Here is an 18,501-nt window from a genome sequence, read left to right as displayed (position 1 = left end):
TTAGACGGCGGTAGATAGCTCAGCAGCCGCGTTAACTCCTCTCGCCGATTGACGAAAGGAGATCGACGAGGCGACGGCGGGCCAGAGATTTCGGGAATTTTGGAGGCGACCATAATTCCTAGTTATCGCTTCTCCTTCCCGTTGCCCTCTGTAGTGCCTCCCTCAACCCCTGATTCGTAACATGCGTGTAGATCTCCGTAGTGGAGATGCTCTGGTGCCCGAGCAGTCTCTGGACGTAGCGGATGTCCAGGCCGGATTCCAGCCAGTGGGTCGCGCACGTGTGACGCAACATGTGCGGGGTCAGGTGCTTCTGGACTCCAGCAGCTGCGGAGATCTCTCGAAGAGATTTGCGTATGCGCGGAGGCGTCAGATCGAGTCCGGATCGGGTGATGAACAATTTGTCGCTGGCTGACTCGATCCTTGCCCGCCGTTCGATATAGCGCTGCAGTGAATGCTGGAAGGCGGGGGAGAGCAGGTAGACGATCCGTTGGCGGTTGCCTTTGCCATGAATGGCGATGGTCTGATCGGCCAATGAAACATCGTCGATCTTGATGTTCGACAGCTCGCCTACGCGGATGCCCGTTTCCAGCATCAGCTGGATTGCGGTTTTCTGGCAGAGGACGTCGAACCCGGTTGTGCCATTCGGCGCCGCAACCGCCTTTCTGAGTAATCCAGCCTGCAGCCGGTCCAGGGCGCGCGGAAGTCGCCTGGGCAGGCGGATGCGTTCGTTGAGGCTGTCGAATGGATTTTGCTGGATGATTTCCTCGTCCTTCATCCAGCGGAACAACAGTTTCAGCGTCGCCAGGCGTCGCTTGATCGAGCTTTCCTTGAGCTGGCGCTCTTCGCGCAGGTGCCTGATATATCGGCGTAGATCTTCCTTGCCGACTTCGTTGGCGCGCTTCTGTGGCGGGGTGAGGAAGCGGCAGGCATCGGAAAGGTCGCCGGTGTAGGCGCGCAGCGTGTGTTTCGAAAGGCTGATGGCCGAGCGGCAGTGCCCGAGAAATCGGGCGGATGCTTGGGAAAAACGCATGGGTATGGGCTCCGGGCAAAAAGACCGGATGCTCTTCCCGCCCCCAGGGTTTGTTCAAGTCGCGCAGGCGTTGCGTTCGTTGCGACGTACGTGGATGTCGGGGATGTTGACTACTATATGTAGTTGCCAATCCATGATTTCCGTCAACAAATAGTTGTTCCTGCTTGCCTGTAGGAAGCTCCTGGCGCTACACTGCGACTCACGCGACGGTTCCCATCTGGGATCAAAAGGGAATCCGGTCGGGGCGGCAGCGAACGCCACCCGATGCCGGAGCTGCCCCCGCAACTGTGGACGGCGAGTCCGCACCGTTTCATGTCACTGGAATATTTTTTCCGGGAAGACCGGTGCCGGGCCAGGACCCGTGAGCCAGGAGACCTGCCGACGCGTCGAATGCCCCTCGCGGGCCATCTTTCTGACCGGAAGCGGGGTGTCTTCGCGGCGGAGCGCACGGCCGGGCCGTGCCGTTTCGCGCCGTGCCGGCACCGCGCTGCCATGCAAAGGGAGTGCAAGCATGCAGGCCGTCGCCAGCCATACCGAAACCGATCGTTCCGCCGCCGTGCGCGGCGCCTCTTCCCTGGCCGAACTGGCCCAGGCCGCGCGCTCGTTCGAAGTGATCCGCCGCAACGGCGCCATCGTGCCGTTCAACGCCGAGAAGATCGCCCTGGCGATGACCAAGGCCTTCGTCGCGGTGGAAGGCGGGCAGGGCGGTGCTTCGGCGCGTGTGCGCGATCTGGTGGCGCGCCTGACCGCCACCGTGGTGCAGGCGCTCACCCGCCGGCTGCCCGGCGGCGGTACCGTGCATATCGAGGACATCCAGGATCAGGTGGAACTGGCGCTGATGCGCGAAGGCTGCCAGGACGTGGCGCGCGCCTACGTGCTGTACCGCGAGCGCCGCGCCGCCGAGCGCGCCGCCGCCGCGGCCCAGGCGGGGGAATCCGCCGCGGCGGAAACCCTGCTGCACGCCACCGACGGCGAACGCCGCATTCCGCTGGAGCGCGCCGCGCTGCGCGCGCGCTGCGCCGAGGCCTGCGAGGGGCTGAGCGGCGTTTCTGCCGACACGGTGCTGGAACATGCGCTGGCCAACCTGTACGACGGCGTGCCGCTGGCCGCGGTACGCCAGTCGCTGGTGCTGGCCGCGCGCACGCTGATCGAGCGCGAGCCGGACTACGCCAAGGTGGCCGCCCGCCTGCTGCTCGACAGCCTGCGCGTGGAAGTGCTGGGCCGAGCCACCAGCCATGCCGAGATGGCGGCCGGCTACGCGGAGTGCTTCCCTGCGTTGATCCGCCGTGGCGTGGAGGCCGGCCTGCTCGACCCGCGCCTGGGCGAATACGACCTGGAGCGTCTGGCCGCCGCGCTGGATGCCGGCAACGACCTGCGCTTCAACTACCTCGGCCTGCAGACCCTGTACGACCGCTACTTCCTGCACGTGAACGATGTGCGCATCGAACTGCCGCAGACCTTCTTCATGCGCGTGGCGATGGGTCTGGCGCTCAACGAGATCGACCGCGAGACGCGCGCCATCGAGTTCTACCGCCTGCTCTCCAGCTTCGACTTCATGAGCAGCACGCCCACGCTGTTCAATGCCGGCACGCAGCATTCGCAGCTGTCCTCGTGCTACCTCACCACGGTGGCCGATGACCTGGAAGGCATCTACCAGGCCATCAAGGAAAACGCCTTGCTGCAGAAGTTCGCCGGCGGCCTGGGCAACGACTGGACCCCGGTGCGCGCGCTGGGCAGCCTGATCCGTGGCACCAACGGCAAGAGCCAGGGGGTGATCCCCTTCCTCAAGGTGGTCAATGACACCGCCGTGGCGGTGAACCAGGGCGGCAAGCGCAAGGGCGCGGTGTGCGCCTACCTGGAAACCTGGCACCTGGACATCGAGGAGTTTCTGGAGCTGCGCAAGAACACCGGCGACGAGCGCCGCCGCACCCACGACATGAACACCGCCAACTGGATTCCCGACCTGTTCATGAAGCGGGTCATGGAAGGCGGCGAGTGGACGCTGTTCTCGCCGGTGGATGTGCCCGATCTGCACGACCGCTTCGGCACCGACTTCGAGGCCGCCTACACCGCCTACGAGGCCAAGGCCGCGCGCGGTGAGCTGAAGCTGTTCAAGAAGATCCCCGCGCTGCAACTGTGGCGCAAGATGCTCACCATGCTGTTCGAGACCGGGCATCCGTGGATCACCTTCAAGGACGCCTGCAACGTGCGCAGCCCGCAGCAGCACGTGGGCGTGGTGCATAGCTCCAACCTGTGCACGGAAATCACCCTGAACACCTCGGCCGACGAGACGGCGGTGTGCAACCTGGGCTCGGTGAACCTGCCGGCGCATCTGGTGCAGGGCGCGGACGGCCAATGGACGCTGGACCACGACAAGCTGGCGCGTACCGTGCGCACCGCCATGCGCATGCTCGACAACGTCGTCGACATCAACTACTACGCCACGCCCAAGGCGCGCACCTCCAACCTGCGCCACCGCCCGGTGGGCCTGGGGCTGATGGGTTTCGCCGACTGCTTGCACCGCATGGGCGTGGCCTACGCCTCCGACGGCGCGGTGGAATTCGCCGACCGCTCCACCGAGGCGCTGTGCTACTACGCCTATCAGGCTTCCACCGAACTGGCCGAGGAGCGCGGGCGCTATTCCAGCTACGAAGGCAGCCTGTGGTCGCGCGGCGTGCTGCCGGCCGACACCCTGGAACTGCTGGCCGAATCGCGCGGCGGCTTTGTCGAGGTGGAGCGCGGCGGCCAACTGGACTGGGATGCGCTGCGTGCCCGCATCGCCCGCCACGGCATGCGCAACTCCAACTGCGTGGCCATCGCGCCCACCGCCACCATCGCCAACATCATCGGCGTGTCGGCCTCCATCGAGCCGGACTACCAGAATCTCTATGTCAAATCCAACCTGTCGGGCGAATTCACCATCGTCAATGAATATCTGGTGAACGAGCTGAAGGCGCTCGACCTGTGGGACGACGTGATGATCGCCGACCTGAAGTACTTCGACGGCTCGCTGGCCCCCATCGACCGCGTCCCGGACGAACTCAAGGCGCGCTACGCCACCGCCTTCGAGATCGACCCGTCGTGGCTGGTCGAGGCCGCCGCGCGCCGGCAGAAGTGGATCGACCAGGCGCAGTCGCTCAACCTGTACGTGGCCGCGCCCTCCGGCCGCAAGCTCGACGAACTGTACCGCCTGGCCTGGACGCGCGGCCTGAAGACCACCTACTACCTGCGCACCCTGGGCGCCACCGCCATGGAAAAGGCCAGCGTGAACAACGTGGCCGCCGAAGCCGCCGCCGAAGCCAAGTTCTGCTCCATCGACAACCCGGATTGCGAGGCCTGCCAATGAGTTCCGCCCTCCGCTTCGACGACTGGGACGACAAGCCCGCCGCGCCGGCGCCTGCCCAGGCCGCCGCCCCCACGTCCGCACCCGCCGCCGGCGCGGCGCAGCAGCCCGCCGGGGCCGCCGTCCCGCCTGCCGCGCCGCCTGCCGCGCTGGCCCCGGTCAACGCGCAGGACAAGCGCGTGGTCAATGGACACGCCGACATCAACCAGCTGGCGCCGTTCAAGTATCCGTGGGCGTGGGAGTTCTTCCTCAATGCCAACAAGAACCACTGGACGCCGCTGGAAATCTCCATGGCGCAGGACGTGCACGACTACCACCACAAGCTCACGCCGGCCGAGCGCCACGTGTTCGAGAACGTGCTGGCCTACCTGACCACCTCCGACATCCTCGCCATGCGCAACATCGGCCTGGCGGTGATGGAAAAGATGAGCGCGCCGGAATTGCAGATCTACCAGGCCCGCCAGGTGTATGAAGAGGCGCTGCACACCTGGACCTACCAGCACTGCATCGAAAGCCTGGGCCTGGACCAGCAGGAGATCTACAACCGCTACCGCGTGGTGCCGGAAATCCACGGCAAGATCGCCCTGGCCAACCGCCTGCTGGACCGCGTGATGCGTTCCGACTTCGATCTCACCGACCGCGACAACCTGCACGAATTCGCGCTTTCCTACCTGTTCTTCGCCGGCATCTTCGAAGGCTGCTGGTTCTACAACGGCTTCACCCCCATCTTCGCCCTGCAGCGCCGCGGGCTGATGAAGGGCACGGCCGAGCAGCTGCAGTACATCATGCGCGACGAGGTGCTGCACTGCGCCTTCGGCATCCGCGTGGTGCGCCAGTTGCTGCAGGAAGAAGAGCTCAAGCTCGACCCGGCCCGCCTGCGCGCGCTGTGGGACGAAGCCGAGGCCGCCGAGACCGCCTACGCCGGCTACATCCTGCGCGAGCCGATCCTGGGCTACTCGGCGGCGCTGCACCTGGACCAGTTCCGCTTCATCGCCAACCGCCGCGCGCGCCAGCTCGGCCTGGAAGAACCCTTCCCCAGCGCGCAGAACGTGCTGCCGTGGCTGGACGAACAGGCCAATCTGCGCAAGGAGAAGAACTTCTTCGAAACGCGGGTCACCGAATACCAGACCGGCGGGGCGCTGAGCTGGGATTGACCAGCGGCGCGGGGCGGCAACGTACCTGGGGGCGGTCATCGATCGCCCCCGTTTCATCAGGCCGGCCGCGTGCGGTACGGCACACTCGATAGCAGGCTGCGGATTCCATGCTCAAGGTCATCGCTCAGGATTTCATCGACCCCGCGCATCTCGAAGAGGTCATGCCGCTGTACCGCGAACTGGTGGAGAAGACCAGGGCGGAGCCGCTGTGCGTGTCCTATGAACTTTTTGTCGACCAGAAGGCCCCGGGGCATTTCATCTTCATTGAGGAATGGCCGGACCGGGCCGCCCTGGATGCGCACTGCGACACCGAGCACTTCAAGACCCTGGTTCCACGGATAGACCGCTACCAGACGAGGCCGGGCATCTACCTGCTGATGGACGCGTTCGGCTGATTCCGCCGGGCGCCCGGGCGGCTCATTTGCCGCGCGGCGCGCGTACATGCCTGGAGAACCGTTCTTTCCGGCCAGCCGGGCTACTTCTTCTTTTCCTTGCCTTTGCCGGCCTGGCGCGGGCAGCCCTTGCAGGGCTTGCGTTTCTCGCAGCATTTCTTGCTCATCGATCGCTCCTTGATGCCGGAGAAGGGGAAGGCGCCAGGCAGTGGACCGGCGCACCGTGGAGTGTGTTCGATCATACGTGAATGGGAAACGTTCGCAAAAAGTACCCTTGGGCTATTGACGTAATGAAAATCGTTTGCGAATAATAAAACCCATGTCGACGATATGGTTAATCGCCGGCGAGCGGGCGCCGGCTGTGCGCCCAACCCATCCCCGACTCGATAAGGAACGGCAATGGCACGCATCGGATTGTTCTTCGGCACCAACACCGGCAACACCCGCAAGGTGGCCAAGCAGATCAAGAAACGCTTCGACGACGACACGATGGCCGATCCGGTCAACGTCAATCGCATCGAGCCCGGCGATTTCGCCGCCTACGACTACCTGATCCTCGGCACGCCGACGCTGGGCGAAGGGCAGTTGCCGGGTCTGTCGGCGGATGCCGACGCGGAGAGCTGGGAGGAATTCCTGCCGAAGATCGAGGACCTGTCCTTCGAGGGCAAGACCATCGCGCTGTTCGGTCTGGGCGACCAGGTGGCCTACGGCAACGAGTTCGTCGACGCGTTGATCGTGCTGTACGACTTCTTCAGCGAGCGCGGCGCGAAGCTGGTCGGCGCCTGGCCTACCGAGGGCTACGACTTCGCCACCTCCCAGGCGGTGGAGGATGGCCGGTTCGTCGGCCTCGCGCTCGATCTCGACAACCAGGCCGATCAGACCGAGGCGCGGCTGGATGCGTGGCTCAAGCAGATCGCAGCCGATTTCGGCCTGCCGGCCTGAGCGCGGGGAAGACGCACATGGCGATCTATCGGTTCCCGCCGTCGGCGGCGCGTACGCCCGCCGCCGGCGACATCGACGCGGAGGTCGGCCGCGCCCTGGCGCGCACGCTGCATCTGCTCTCCCAGGCCGCGATGGACGGCGTGTGCCGTGGCCGCATGCGCAACCTGGTCGGCCATCTGGCGTGCCTTGCGGAACATCCGGCCGCCGGCGACGCGGTGCGCGAGGCCTGCGGCGCCTTGCTGACGCGCTGGCGCGCGGCACAGCTGGAACACTTCGGCGAGGAGCGCCGCGAGGCCGTCCGGGAGCACTGAAGTGCGATGCGTGCCGTCTCCCGCGCGGGCGGACGGCACGTCCGGAATCAGGCGGCGGTCCAGTGCCCGGACTTGCCGCCCTGCTTTTCCAGCAGACGTACGCCCTCGATGCGCATGCCCCGATCCACGGCCTTGCACATGTCGTAGATGGTGAGCAGCGCCACGCTGGCGGCGGTGAGTGCTTCCATCTCCACCCCGGTGCGCCCGACCGTCTCGGCGGTCACCGTGCAATCCACCGCGCCGGCCGCCTCGTCGAGGGCGAATTCCACCGCCACACGGGTCAGCGCGATGGGGTGGCACAGGGGGATCAGTTCGCTGGCGCGCTTGGAGCCCTGGATGGCGGCGATGCGCGCCACGCCCAGCACGTCCCCCTTCTTTGCGCTGCCGTCGCGCACCATGGCGAAGGTGGCCGGCTCCATGAGGATGCGCCCGGTGGCCACGGCCACGCGGCGGGTTTCCGTCTTGGCGCCGACGTCGACCATGTGGGCCTGGCCTTCGGCATCGAAATGGGTGAGGGAAGGGGGGGAATCGTTCATGCGGGGGAGGGCCGGGCGGTGGGCTACACGCCGATACACTCAGCGCGGAACCGGATGGAAACGAGTTGTATCATAGCACCCGATGATGCGCCGACTTCTCGCCCTGCTGCTGAGCTTCACGCTGGCTTTCCCCGCCACCGCCATCGAGTTGCCCGACCTGGGCGACGTGGCCGCCAGCGACCTCTCCCCGCTTTATGAGCGACGCATCGGCGAATCGATCATGCAGGAAATCCGCTGGCGCGATGCGGCCTACCTGGACGATCCGGAAGTCGAGGAATACCTCAACTGGCTCGGCCGCAAGCTTGCCGTGCACAGCCCCAACCCGCAGCAGTCCTTCGAATTCTTCGGCGTGCGCGACAACACGCTCAACGCCTTTGCCCTGCCGGGCGGCTACATCGGCGTGCATACCGGGCTGATCCTCGCCGCGCAGAGCGAATCCGAACTGGCTTCGGTACTCGGCCACGAAATCGCCCACGTCACCCAGCGCCACATCGCCCAACTGGTCGGCAAGCAAAGCCAGAGCAGCATGGTCATGCTGGCCTCGGTGCTGCTCGCCATCCTCGCCGCGCGCAGTGACTCGCAGGTCAGCGAGGCCGCACTGGCCGCTGGGCAGGCCGGGGCGATCCAGGCCCAACTGGGCTATTCGCGCGACTTCGAGCACGAGGCCGACCGCGTCGGCCTGCAGACGCTGGAAAGCGCCGGCTTCGACGTGCGCGGCATGCCGAGTTTCTTCGAGCGCCTGCAGCGTTCCGGCCGGCTCTACGAGAACAACGCGCCGGCCTATCTGCGCACCCACCCGCTGACCACCGCGCGGATCGCCGACATGGAGAACCGCGTCGGGCAGATGCGCTACCGCCAGGTGGTCGATTCCGACGACTTCCAGTTCGTGCGCGCCAAGCTGCGCGCCGCCGCCGGCACGCCGCTGGACGCGCTGCGCGATCTGGAAAGCCGCGCCGCCGCCCAGCCCGAGGATCGTGCGCTGCGCTACGGCGTGGCACGTGCCCAGTTGCGCGCCGGGCGCATCGACGATGCCCGTGCCACCACCCAGGCGCTGCAGAAGGAAGGCCCTCCGTCCACCTTCCTTGCCAGCCTGGAAGCGGAGATCGATCTGGCCGCGCGCCGCCCCGGCGATGCGGTCAAGACGCTCAAGGAAGCACGCAAGGAATTCCCGGACAGCCCGGTGCTGCGCCAGGCCCTGGTCGATGCGCTGCTGGCCGCCGACCAGCCCGCCGAAGCGCTGGAAATCGCCCGCCCCGCCGTGCAGCGGCGCGCCGACGACGCGCGCATGTGGGAAAGCGTGGCACGTGCCAACGCCGCGCTCGGCAAGCGCACCGCGCAACACCGCGCGCAGGCCGAGGTGTACGTGCTGCGCGGCGCGCTGCCGGCAGCCATCGAACAACTGGAGATCGGCCGCCGCGCGGGCGACGGCGATTTCTTCGATCTTTCCGCCCTCGACGCCCGCCTGCGCGAACTGCAGAACCGCATGCGCGAAGAGCGCGAACAACGCCGCTGAGCGCCTGCGCGCCTTCCGGTACGGCCGCCCAGGCATTAGAATCGGCCGATTCGTTGATCGAGGAATACCGATGGAATTCGACAAGGAAGTGGATGCGCGCGGCCTGAACTGCCCGCTCCCCATTCTGCGCACCAAGAAGGCACTCGCCGAAATGCTGCCCGGCCAGGTGGTCCGCGTGCTGGCCACCGACCCCGGCGCGGCCAAGGACTTCCTGGCCTTCGCCAGGCAGACCGGCAACGAACTGTTGCGCCAGGGCGAGACCGACGACAAGGCGCTGGAGTTCTTCCTGAAGCGCAAGTGACGGATGGGCCGTCGTCGGCCGCTTGCATCGATCTCGAAGGGCCACCCACGGGTGGCCCTTCCGCTTTTGCGGGATGCGTCAGCCCGGATTGTCCGAGCCTCAGGCGGTCCAATGCCCCGGGTGGGCAATCGCACCGGCGTTCGACTTGTCGCTATCCAACGGCCGTTGGATAATGAAGCCGTGCTTTCGCCACGGTGCGAAAGCGGAACGCAGCGTACGGTGGCGCTTTGCCCGGCGCGCTGCGCAGGTACCGCAGGAGCGAAGAAATGCCCAAGCCGTCTTCGTTGAAACCGCTGCAACGCTGTGCGCACGCGGGTCGCCGCTACGCAGCGCTGGCGGCGATGCTGGCGGCGCTCGGCGCCTGCTCGCTGGCGCCGCCCTACACACCACCTGCCGCGCCGGTCGCGGCGCACTATCCGGCCGATGCGGCGCAGGCCGCCGGCGGCACCGCGCAGGCCGCCGACCTGGCCTGGCAGGACTACTTCGCCGATCCCCGTCTGCGCGAACTCATCCAGACCGCGCTGGACAACAGCCGCGACCTGCGCGCCGCCGTGCTGCGCGTCGAGGAGGCGCGCGCAGCCTACGGCATCAGCCGGGCGGACCGCTTCCCCACCATCGCCGTCGGTGCCGACGGCGCGCGCAGCCGCACGCCGGCCGATCTCAACATCACCGGGCAGATCCAGCACAGCGGCCAGTACCAGGTCGGGCTGGGGCTGGCCAGTTGGGAGCTGGATTTCTGGGGGCGGGTGCGCAATCTGGAGGCTGCCGCGCTGGAATCCTTCCTGGCCACCGACGCGGCGCGGCGCGCGGCCACGGTGGGGCTGGTGGCGCAGGTGACCGATGCCTATCTGGGCCTGCGCGAACTGGACGAGCGCATCGTGCTGGCCCGCCGTACCGTGGACACGCGTGAGGAGGCCTACCGCATCTTCCGCCGCCGCGTGGAGGTGGGCGCCACCTCCAAGTTGGATCTGACCCAGGTGGAAACCCTGCTGACCCAGGCCCAGGGCCTGCTCGCGCAACTGGAGCAGGCGCGCGCGCTGCAGGCGCATGCGCTGACCCTGCTGGTGGGCGTGCCGGTGGAACTGGCGCCGCTGGCGGCCGGGCTGGACGACGGGCAGATCCTGCACGAGCTGGATGCCGGGCTGCCTTCCGCGCTGCTCACCGGGCGGCCGGACATCATCGCCGCCGAACACCAGTTGAAGGCCGCCAACGCCAACATTGGCGCGGCGCGCGCGGCCTTCTTCCCGCGTATCGCGCTGACTGCCTCGGCCGGCACCGCGAGCGCCACGCTGGACGGGCTGTTCGAGGCCGGCAGCGGGGCCTGGCGCTTCGCCCCCAGCCTGTCGCTGCCGATCTTCGATGCCGGGCGCAACCGCGCGGCGCTGGATCTGGCCGAGGTGCGCCGCGATCAGGCCGTGGCGGGCTACGAGAAGACCGTGCAGCAGGCCTTCCGCGAGGTGGCCGATGCGCTCGCCACGCGTCACTGGCTGGAAGAGCAGTTGCGCATCCAGCGCGTGGCGCTGGGCGCGCAGAGCGAGCGTGCGCGGCTGGCCAAGCTGCGCTACGACAACGGCGCGGCGCGTTATCTGGAAGTGCTGGATGCGCAGCGCGATCTGCTGACCGTCGAACAGCAGGTGGTGCAGACGCGCCGCGCGCTGCTGTCCAGCCGGGTGGGGCTGTATGCGGCGTTGGGCGGCGGCAGCCGGGCCGCGGTGGACGATTGAAGGAGTGGCGGGAACCATGAACGCATTGCCGAAGAATAAATGGATCGCCGGGGGCGTCGTCGCCGTGGCGCTGGCCGGCGCCTGGTTGGCCTGGAACGCCCTGCGGGCGTCCGGACCGGATGAAGGCTTCGCCAGTGGCAACGGGCGCATCGAGGCCACCGAGATCGACGTGGCCACCAAGTTGCCCGGCCGCGTGGTGGACATCTACGCCGGCGAGGGCGACTTCGTGCAGGCCGGCGCGGTGCTGGCGCAGATGCAGGTGGATGGCCTGAACGCCCAGCGCGACGAGGCGGTGGCCTACCATCAGCAGACCATCAACGCGGTAGGCAGCGCCGAGGCGCAGGTGGCGGTGCGCCAGAGCGATCTGGCCGCCGCCCAGGCGCTGGTGGTGCAGCGCGAGAGCGAGGTGGATGCCGCGCAGCGCCGGCTGGCGCGTTCGCAGACCTTGTCCGCCGAGGGCGCGGCCTCCATCCAGGAACTCGACGACGACCGCGCCCGCGCGCGCAGCGCGGAGGCCGCGCTGAATGCCGCGCGCGCCCAGGTCACCGCCGCGCGCGCTGCGGTGGCGGCCGCCGAGGCGCAACGGGTGGGCGCGCGGTCTACCGTGGAAGCGGCGGCGGCCACCGTGGCGCGCATCGACACCGACATCGCCGACAGCCAGTTGAAGGCGCCGCGCGACGGCCGCGTGCAGTTCCGCGTGGCGCAGCCCGGCGAGGTGCTGGGCGGCGGCGGCAAGGTGCTCAATCTGGTCGACCTGTCCGACGTGTACATGACCTTCTTCCTGCCCGAGACGGTGGCCGGCCGCGTGGCCCTCGGCGCAGAGGCGCGCATCGTGCTGGATGCCGCGCCGCATCTGGTGATTCCCGCCACCATCTCCTTCGTCGCCAGCACCGCGCAGTTCACCCCCAAGACGGTGGAAACTGCCAGCGAGCGGCAGAAGCTGATGTTCCGCGTGCGCGCGCAGATCGCTCCCGAACTGCTGCGCAAGTATCTGGAGCAGGTGAAGACCGGCCTGCCCGGCGTGGCCTGGGTGCGCATCGATCCGCAGGCCGAATGGCCGGCTGAACTGGCGCTGCGGGCTCTGCAATGAACGGCGGGGGCGGCGGCGCTGCGCCGGTCGTCCGCCTGAGCGGGGTGGGGCTGCGCTACGGTGCCACGCAGGCGCTGGCGGGCATCGACCTGGACATTCCCGCCGGCCGCATGGTCGGGCTGATCGGCCCGGACGGGGTGGGCAAGTCCAGCCTGATGTCGCTGGTGGCCGGCGCGCGCGCCGTGCAGCAGGGCAGGGTGGAGGTGCTGGGCGGCGACATGGCCGAGCGCCGCCACCGCGAGGCCTCCTGCCCGCACATCGCCTACATGCCGCAAGGCCTGGGCAAGAATCTCTACCCGACCCTGTCGGTGGAAGAGAACCTGCAGTTCTTCGGCCGCCTGTTCGGGCACGACGCCGCCGAGCGCCGGCGGCGCATCGACGACCTTACCCGCGCCACCGGCCTGTACCCTTTCCTGGCGCGTCCGGCGGGCAAGCTCTCCGGCGGCATGAAGCAGAAGCTGGGGCTGTGCTGCGCGCTGATCCACGACCCGGAACTGCTGATCCTCGACGAGCCGACCACCGGCGTCGATCCGCTCGCGCGCAGCCAGTTCTGGGCGCTGATCGCGCGCATCCGGCGCGGCCGGCCGGGCATGAGCGTGATCGTCGCCACCGCCTACATGGACGAGGCCGAACGCTTCGACTGGCTGGTGGCGATGAACGCCGGCCGCGTGCTGGCCACCGGCACACCGCGCGAACTGCACGCGCGTACCGGTACCGACAATCTGGAGGCCGCCTTCATCGCCCTGCTGCCGGAAGAGGCGCGGCGCGGCCACCGCGCGGTGGAGGTGCCGCCGCTGGCCGACGAGGCGGACGCGCAGATCGCCATCGAGGCGCGCGGGCTGACCATGCGCTTCGGCGATTTCACCGCGGTCGATCAGGTCAGCTTCCGCATCCGCCGGGGGGAGATCTTCGGCTTCCTGGGTTCCAACGGCTGCGGCAAATCGACCACCATGAAGATGCTCACCGGCCTGCTGCCGGCGAGCGAGGGCGAGGCCTGGCTGTTCGGCCACAAGGTGGATGCGCGCGACATCGACACGCGCCGCCGCGTGGGCTACATGTCGCAGGCCTTCTCGCTGTATTCGGAACTCACGGTGCGCCAGAACCTGGTGCTGCACGCCCGCCTGTTCAACGTGGCGGTGGCGGACATCGACGCGCGCGTGGCCGAGATGAGCGCGCGCTTCAGCCTGGACGCGGTGCTCGACAGCCTGCCGGACCAGTTGCCGCTGGGCGTGCGCCAGCGCCTGTCGCTGGCCGTGGCGATGGTGCACAAGCCGGAACTGCTGATCCTCGACGAGCCCACCTCGGGCGTGGACCCGGTGGCGCGCGACAACTTCTGGCGGCTGATGATCGACCTGGCGCGCAAGGACCACGTGACCATCTTCATCTCCACCCACTTCATGAACGAGGCCGAGCGCTGCGACCGCATCTCGCTGATGCACGCCGGCCGCGTGCTGGTGAGCGAATCCCCCGCCGAACTGGTGCGCCAGCGCGGCGCGGAATCGCTGGAAGCCGCCTTCATCGCCTATCTGGAGGAGGCCGGCGCGCAGGGCGAGCAGGCCGCCGAGCCTGCCGACGAGGCCGCGCCGCCGGTGGCCGAGCCCGCGCCCGAATCCGCCCGGCGTCCGGCGGCCTTCAGCCCGGCGCGCGCGCTGAGCTATTCGCAGCGCGAGGCCATGGAACTGATGCGCGACCCGGTGCGCGGCACGCTGGCGCTGCTGGGCAGCCTGATCCTGCTGCTGATCATGGGCTTCGGCATCACGCTGGACGTGGAGAACCTCGACTTCGCCGTGCTCGACCGCGACCAGAGCACGCTCAGCCAGAACTACGTGCTCAACCTCGCCGGCTCGCGCTACTTCACCGAGCGCGCGCCGATCGCCGACTACGCGGACATGGACCGCCGCATGCGCGCGGGCGAACTGTCGCTGGCGCTGGAAATCCCGCCCGGTTTCGGCCGCGACCTGCTGCGCGGCCAGCCGGTGCAGATCGCCGCGTGGATCGACGGCGCCATGCCGCAGCGCGCGGAAACCGCGCAGGGCTACGTGGCCGGCATGCACCAGACCTGGCTGGCGGACATGGCGCGCATCCGCCTGGGCGCGGAGGCCGGCGCCGGGGCGGCCAGCATCGAGACGCGCTACCGCTACAACCCGGACGTGCGCAGCCTGCCGGCCATCGTGCCGGCGGTGATTCCGCTGCTGCTGTTGATGATCCCCGCCATGCTCACCGCGCTGGCGGTGGTGCGCGAGAAGGAGCTGGGCTCCATCCTCAATCTCTACGTCACCCCGGTGACGCGGGCGGAATTCCTCATCGGCAAGCAGCTGCCCTACGTGGCGCTGGGCATGCTCAATTTCCTGCTGATGGTGGTGCTGGCGGTGGTGCTGTTCGGCGTGCCGGTGAAGGGCGATTTCCTCAGCCTGGCGCTGGCGACGCTGATCTACGTGCTGTTTGCCACCGGCTTCGGATTGTTCGCCTCCACCTTCACGCGCAGCCAGATCGCCGCGATGTTCGTCGCCATCCTCGGCACCATGCTGCCGGCGGTGCAGTTCGCCGGGCTGCTCAATCCGGTGTCCTCGCTGGAGGGCATGGGGCGGGCCATCGGCGAGATCCACCCGGCCAGCCACATGCTGACCATCAGCCGCGGCGTGTTCACCAAGGCGCTGGCGCTGCCCGACCTGCACGGCGCGTTCTGGGCGATGGCGCTGGCGGTGCCGGTGATCATCGGGCTGTCCATCGCGCTGTTGCGCAAGCAGGAGCGCTAGGATGAAAAGCCGCAGCCTGGCCAACATCTACCGCCTGGGCGTGAAGGAATTGTGGAGCCTGTGGCGCGACCCGATGATGCTGGCGCTCATCGTGTACACCTTCACGCTGGCCATCTACAGCGCCGCCACGGCCATGCCGGAGACGCTGCACAACGCCTCCATCGCGGTGGTGGATGAGGACGTCTCGCCGCTGTCCGCGCGCGTCGTCTCGGCCTTCTACCCGCCGCACTTCACCAGGCCGCAGATGCTCGAACTGCCCGAGGTGGACCCGGGCATGGACGAGGGGCGCTACACCTTCGTGCTCAACATCCCGCCCGACTTCCAGCGCGACGTGCTGGCCGGGCGCTCGCCGGCCATCCAGCTCAACGTGGACGCCACGCGCATGAGCCAGGCGTTCACCGGCGCGGGCTACATCCAGCAGATCGTGCTGGGCGAGGTCAATGAATTCGTCCAGCGCCATCGCGGCAGCGCCGCGCCGCCGGTCGACCTCAACCTGCGCGCGCGCTTCAATCCGGGGCTCACGCGCGCCTGGTTCGGCTCGCTGATGGAGATCATCAACCAGGTCACCCTGCTGTCCATCATCCTCACCGGCGCGGCGCTGATCCGCGAGCGCGAGCACGGCACCATCGAGCACCTGCTGGTGATGCCGGTGACCCCGGCGGAAATCATGCTCGCCAAGGTGTGGTCGATGGGGCTGGTGGTGCTGTGCGCCACCGCGTTTTCATTGAAGACCGTGGTGGAGGGGGTTCTGCAGGTGCCCATCGAAGGGTCGATTGCGCTGTTCCTGGGCTGCGCGATGCTGCACCTGTTCGCCACCACCTCGATGGGCATCTTCATGGCCACGCTGGCGCGCTCGATGCCGCAGTTCGGCCTGCTGATGCTGCTGGTGCTGCTGCCGCTGCAGATGCTCTCCGGCGGCACCACGCCGCGCGAGAGCATGCCGGAACTGGCCCAGCACATCATGCTGGCCGCGCCCACCACGCACTTCGTCTCGGCCTCGCAGGCCATCCTGTACCGCGGCGCGGGGCTGGACGTGGTGTGGCCGCAGTGCCTGGCGATCCTGGCGATCGGCGCGGTGTTCTTCAGCGTGGCGCTGGCGCGCTTCCGCAAGACCATCAGCCAGATGGCCTGAGCGGCATGCACAAGCCTTCCTCCGCGCCACGCACCCCCGGCCGCCCGCGCGGCGCTACCGACTGCCGCGAACGCCTGCTGGCCGCCGCGCTGCCGGCGTTCACCCGGCTGGGCTTCGACGGCGCCGGCCTGCGTGCGATCGCCGCGGCGGCCGGCTGCGATGCCTCCATGGTGGCGCACCACTTCGGCGGCAAGGCCGGACTGTGGCGGGCGGTGGTCGAGCGCGTGGCGCTGAGCCACGACGACTGGCTGCGCGCCGCCGCCACGCTGGCCGAACCGCGCGCGCCGGTGGCCGGGCGCGTGGGTGCGCTGCTCGACAGCATGATGGACGCCCTGGCCGGGATGCCGGACTACGTCAACTTCACCCTGCGTGCGCTGGCCGAACCGGAGGAGCGCCGCGGCTTTCTGGTGGACCGGCTGATCCGCCCCGGCGTGGAGATTCTGTCGCCCCTGTGGCGCGAGGCGATGGCGGCCGGCGTGCTGCGCCCGGTGGAGCCGCTGGTGCTGCAGTTCGCGCTGTTCGGCGCCTGTTCGATGGTGCTGGCCTCGCGCGAGGTCCGCGTGCAGCTCGGCGGGCGCGAACTGGGCGTGGAGGAACTGAAGGCCGAACTGCGGGGCGCGCTGCTGGGCGAGGCCGCCGGCCAATAAGCGGAGCGGATGCAAAAAACGCTCCCGTGGCAGCAAGCGTAGCCCGGATGCAGGCCGCAGGCCGGAATCCGGGACGGCCGCGCGGGCCGGCGACGCTGTTCCCGGATTGCGCTGCGCTTCATCCGGGCTACGCAGGCTTTTCCGCCTACGCTCCCACGAGGGGAGGTGGCAGGACGCCGCAACTGCATTCGATGCGATGCGGTTCAGTCATGCCTGGTTGTCGTGTATATTGGAATTTGATTCCAATATGCACGAGCCATGTACTCCCGCACCCTCGCCCAAACCCTGTACCGCGTCAGCGATGCTTTCCCCGTGCTCATGCTGACCGGCCCGCGTCAGGTCGGCAAGACGACCTTGCTGGAAATGTGCGCGCGAGATGCGCCGCGCCGCTACGTGACGTTGGACGATCTGGACGCCCGCGCGCTGGCGCAATCCGATCCGGCGCTGTTCCTGCAAACCTGGCCGGCGCCGGTCATCATCGACGAAATCCAGTATGCGCCGCAGTTGTTCCCGGCGATCAAGTTGCAGGTGGATCGGGACAAGGCCAACGGGCTGTTCTGGCTGACCGGTTCGCAGAAATTCGAGTTGATGCGCGGCATCACCGAAACGCTGGCGGGGCGGGTTGCCATCGTCGATCTGCTTGGCCTGTCGCAGGCGGAGTTGCTGGGGCGGGGGGATGAATCCAGGCCTTTCGTGCCGACGGCGGACTGGATCGCCCAGGCGCGGCAAGGTGCCAGCCCGCAGCCGCTGTCGAGCGTGTTCGAGCGCATCTGGCTGGGTTCCTATCCCCGGCTCAACACGCAGGGCGCGGCGGCGCGGGATGTGTTCTATCGCTCGTACGTGCAGACCTACATCCAGCGCGATGTGCAGGACGTGCTGAAAATTTCCGACCAGACCGCCTTCCATCGCTTTCTTACCGCCGTGGCCGCGCGCACCGGGCAGTTGCTGAACTATTCCAGCCTGGCGCGGGACGTGGATGTCGACAGCAAGACCACCAAGGCCTGGCTTGCGGTGCTGGAAACGTGCGGGCTGGTGTATCTGCTGCAACCCTGGCATTCCAACCTGACCAAGCGCCTCGTCAAGGCGCCCAAGCTGTATTTCCTGGACACCGGGCTGGCGGCCTACCTCACCCGTTGGCCGGACGCAGCCTCGCTGGAGGCGGGCGCGATGTCCGGGGCCATGCTGGAAACCTGGGTGGTCAGCGAAGTGCTCAAGAGCTACTGGCACAACGGGCTGGAAGCACCGCTGTATTTCTACCGCGACGCGGACCAGCAGGAGGTGGATCTGCTGGTCGATTCGGCCACCGCGCTGCATCCGGTGGAAATCAAGAAAACCGCTTCGCCTTCGCACAACGCCAAGCGGCACTTCACGGTGCTGGACAAGCTGAACAAGCCCGTCGGCCCCGGCGCGGTGATCTGTTTCGTGGAGCGGGACATTCCGCTTTCCAGGGCTGTGACGGCGATCCCCATCGCCTATCTTTGAAAAGGCTTTCCCGAATATCGCCCTCCACGGTTCATGGCTGGCGGGCCGTCGGCGCGTGGGCATCCTGACGGATTCCGCCCCGCTCCCCAACCTTGCCCGCGAGGGGAGAGGGGCTTTGCATCTTCCCCCGTAGCGTGGCGCTCCGGGG

Annotated in this window: 15 protein-coding genes and 1 riboswitch; of the genes, 13 read left to right on the top strand and 2 right to left on the bottom strand. The window is 68.0% G+C overall.

Features of this window, described 5'->3' with window-relative positions:
• Positions 1-118 precede the first annotated feature (118 nt).
• Positions 119-1,030, bottom strand: a complete 912-nt coding sequence (locus E6C76_RS20900; RefSeq protein ID WP_136350198.1) for a tyrosine-type recombinase/integrase — start codon at positions 1,028-1,030, stop codon at positions 119-121.
• A gap of 190 nt (positions 1,031-1,220) precedes the next feature.
• A riboswitch (cobalamin riboswitch) is annotated at positions 1,221-1,427 on the top strand.
• Positions 1,428-1,541: 114 nt separating this feature from the next.
• Here E6C76_RS20900 and E6C76_RS20895 point away from each other — a divergent pair.
• From E6C76_RS20895 to E6C76_RS20875, 5 genes are all read left to right on the top strand, one after another.
• A complete protein-coding gene (locus E6C76_RS20895) occupies positions 1,542-4,376 on the top strand; it encodes a ribonucleoside-diphosphate reductase subunit alpha (protein WP_136350197.1) in 2,835 nt (944 codons plus the stop codon).
• A complete protein-coding gene (locus tag E6C76_RS20890) occupies positions 4,373-5,527 on the top strand; it encodes a ribonucleotide-diphosphate reductase subunit beta (protein WP_136350196.1) in 1,155 nt (384 codons plus the stop codon). Before E6C76_RS20895 ends, E6C76_RS20890 begins: the two co-directional genes overlap by 4 nt.
• A 107-nt stretch (positions 5,528-5,634) precedes the next feature.
• Entirely contained in the window at positions 5,635-5,922 is a 288-nt protein-coding gene (locus tag E6C76_RS20885; protein ID WP_136350195.1) for a putative quinol monooxygenase, read from the top strand.
• A 396-nt stretch (positions 5,923-6,318) separates the two neighbouring features.
• Complete coding sequence (locus E6C76_RS20880) at positions 6,319-6,861, top strand: flavodoxin (protein WP_136350194.1); 543 nt, start codon at positions 6,319-6,321, stop codon at positions 6,859-6,861.
• 17 nt (positions 6,862-6,878) lie between these two features.
• Positions 6,879-7,172, top strand: a complete 294-nt coding sequence (locus E6C76_RS20875) for a hypothetical protein (protein WP_136350193.1) — start codon at positions 6,879-6,881, stop codon at positions 7,170-7,172.
• 47 nt (positions 7,173-7,219) lie between these two features.
• On the opposite strand, the gene moaC is transcribed toward E6C76_RS20875, so the two are convergent.
• Positions 7,220-7,708 (bottom strand): cyclic pyranopterin monophosphate synthase MoaC, encoded by a 489-nt coding sequence (gene moaC / locus E6C76_RS20870; RefSeq protein WP_136350192.1) that lies wholly within the window; start codon positions 7,706-7,708, stop codon positions 7,220-7,222.
• Between the two features lie 82 nt (positions 7,709-7,790).
• Between moaC and E6C76_RS20865 the strand changes: the two genes are divergently transcribed.
• The 8 genes from E6C76_RS20865 to E6C76_RS20830 all read left to right on the top strand — a co-directional run bounded on the left by E6C76_RS20865 (position 7,791) and on the right by E6C76_RS20830 (position 18,353).
• Positions 7,791-9,221: a beta-barrel assembly-enhancing protease gene (locus E6C76_RS20865; protein WP_136350191.1), complete on the top strand. Its 1,431-nt coding sequence runs from the start codon at positions 7,791-7,793 to the stop codon at positions 9,219-9,221.
• 70 nt (positions 9,222-9,291) lie between these two features.
• On the top strand, positions 9,292-9,522 hold the full coding sequence (locus E6C76_RS20860; RefSeq protein WP_136350190.1) for a sulfurtransferase TusA family protein: 231 nt from the start codon (positions 9,292-9,294) through the stop codon (positions 9,520-9,522).
• Between the two features lie 266 nt (positions 9,523-9,788).
• Positions 9,789-11,246 carry an AdeC/AdeK/OprM family multidrug efflux complex outer membrane factor gene (gene adeC, locus E6C76_RS20855; RefSeq protein WP_136350189.1) on the top strand — a complete coding sequence of 486 codons (1,458 nt, stop codon included), beginning with the start codon at positions 9,789-9,791 and terminating at the stop codon, positions 11,244-11,246.
• A gap of 16 nt (positions 11,247-11,262) precedes the next feature.
• On the top strand, positions 11,263-12,336 hold the full coding sequence (locus E6C76_RS20850; protein ID WP_136350188.1) for an HlyD family secretion protein: 1,074 nt from the start codon (positions 11,263-11,265) through the stop codon (positions 12,334-12,336).
• Positions 12,333-15,092, top strand: a complete 2,760-nt coding sequence (gene rbbA, locus E6C76_RS20845; protein WP_136350187.1) for a ribosome-associated ATPase/putative transporter RbbA — start codon at positions 12,333-12,335, stop codon at positions 15,090-15,092. Before E6C76_RS20850 ends, rbbA begins: the two co-directional genes overlap by 4 nt.
• A gap of 1 nt (position 15,093) precedes the next feature.
• The gene (locus tag E6C76_RS20840) at positions 15,094-16,224 is read left to right on the top strand and encodes an ABC transporter permease (RefSeq protein WP_136350186.1); all 1,131 of its coding nucleotides are present in this window, start codon (positions 15,094-15,096) and stop codon (positions 16,222-16,224) included.
• Between the two features lie 5 nt (positions 16,225-16,229).
• Complete coding sequence (locus E6C76_RS20835; RefSeq protein ID WP_136350185.1) at positions 16,230-16,871, top strand: TetR/AcrR family transcriptional regulator; 642 nt, start codon at positions 16,230-16,232, stop codon at positions 16,869-16,871.
• 258 nt (positions 16,872-17,129) lie between these two features.
• Positions 17,130-18,353, top strand: coding sequence for an ATP-binding protein (locus E6C76_RS20830; protein ID WP_136350184.1), 1,224 nt, complete (start codon positions 17,130-17,132; stop codon positions 18,351-18,353).
• Positions 18,354-18,501: the final 148 nt, after the last annotated feature.

Source organism: Pseudothauera nasutitermitis (assembly GCF_004801295.1).
GTDB classification, from domain to species: Bacteria; Pseudomonadota; Gammaproteobacteria; order Burkholderiales; family Rhodocyclaceae; genus Pseudothauera; species Pseudothauera nasutitermitis.
This window is presented reverse-complemented; position numbering and strand designations above follow the sequence as displayed.

Bases quoted from the DNA above. Each gene is read 5' to 3' on its own strand.
- E6C76_RS20895 (WP_136350197.1), top strand. From the start codon at position 1,542: ATGCAGGCCGTCGCCAGCCATACCGAAACCGATCGTTCCGCCGCCGTG.
- rbbA (WP_136350187.1), top strand. From the start codon at position 12,333: ATGAACGGCGGGGGCGGCGGCGCTGCGCCGGTCGTCCGCCTGAGCGGG.
- E6C76_RS20865 (WP_136350191.1), top strand. From the start codon at position 7,791: ATGATGCGCCGACTTCTCGCCCTGCTGCTGAGCTTCACGCTGGCTTTC.
- E6C76_RS20885 (WP_136350195.1), top strand. From the start codon at position 5,635: ATGCTCAAGGTCATCGCTCAGGATTTCATCGACCCCGCGCATCTCGAA.
- E6C76_RS20830 (WP_136350184.1), top strand. From the start codon at position 17,130: ATGTACTCCCGCACCCTCGCCCAAACCCTGTACCGCGTCAGCGATGCT.
- moaC (WP_136350192.1), bottom strand. From the start codon at position 7,708: ATGAACGATTCCCCCCCTTCCCTCACCCATTTCGATGCCGAAGGCCAG.
- E6C76_RS20835 (WP_136350185.1), top strand. From the start codon at position 16,230: ATGCACAAGCCTTCCTCCGCGCCACGCACCCCCGGCCGCCCGCGCGGC.
- E6C76_RS20840 (WP_136350186.1), top strand. From the start codon at position 15,094: ATGAAAAGCCGCAGCCTGGCCAACATCTACCGCCTGGGCGTGAAGGAA.
- E6C76_RS20900 (WP_136350198.1), bottom strand. From the start codon at position 1,030: ATGCGTTTTTCCCAAGCATCCGCCCGATTTCTCGGGCACTGCCGCTCG.
- E6C76_RS20875 (WP_136350193.1), top strand. From the start codon at position 6,879: ATGGCGATCTATCGGTTCCCGCCGTCGGCGGCGCGTACGCCCGCCGCC.
- E6C76_RS20880 (WP_136350194.1), top strand. From the start codon at position 6,319: ATGGCACGCATCGGATTGTTCTTCGGCACCAACACCGGCAACACCCGC.
- E6C76_RS20850 (WP_136350188.1), top strand. From the start codon at position 11,263: ATGAACGCATTGCCGAAGAATAAATGGATCGCCGGGGGCGTCGTCGCC.
- E6C76_RS20890 (WP_136350196.1), top strand. From the start codon at position 4,373: ATGAGTTCCGCCCTCCGCTTCGACGACTGGGACGACAAGCCCGCCGCG.
- adeC (WP_136350189.1), top strand. From the start codon at position 9,789: ATGCCCAAGCCGTCTTCGTTGAAACCGCTGCAACGCTGTGCGCACGCG.
- E6C76_RS20860 (WP_136350190.1), top strand. From the start codon at position 9,292: ATGGAATTCGACAAGGAAGTGGATGCGCGCGGCCTGAACTGCCCGCTC.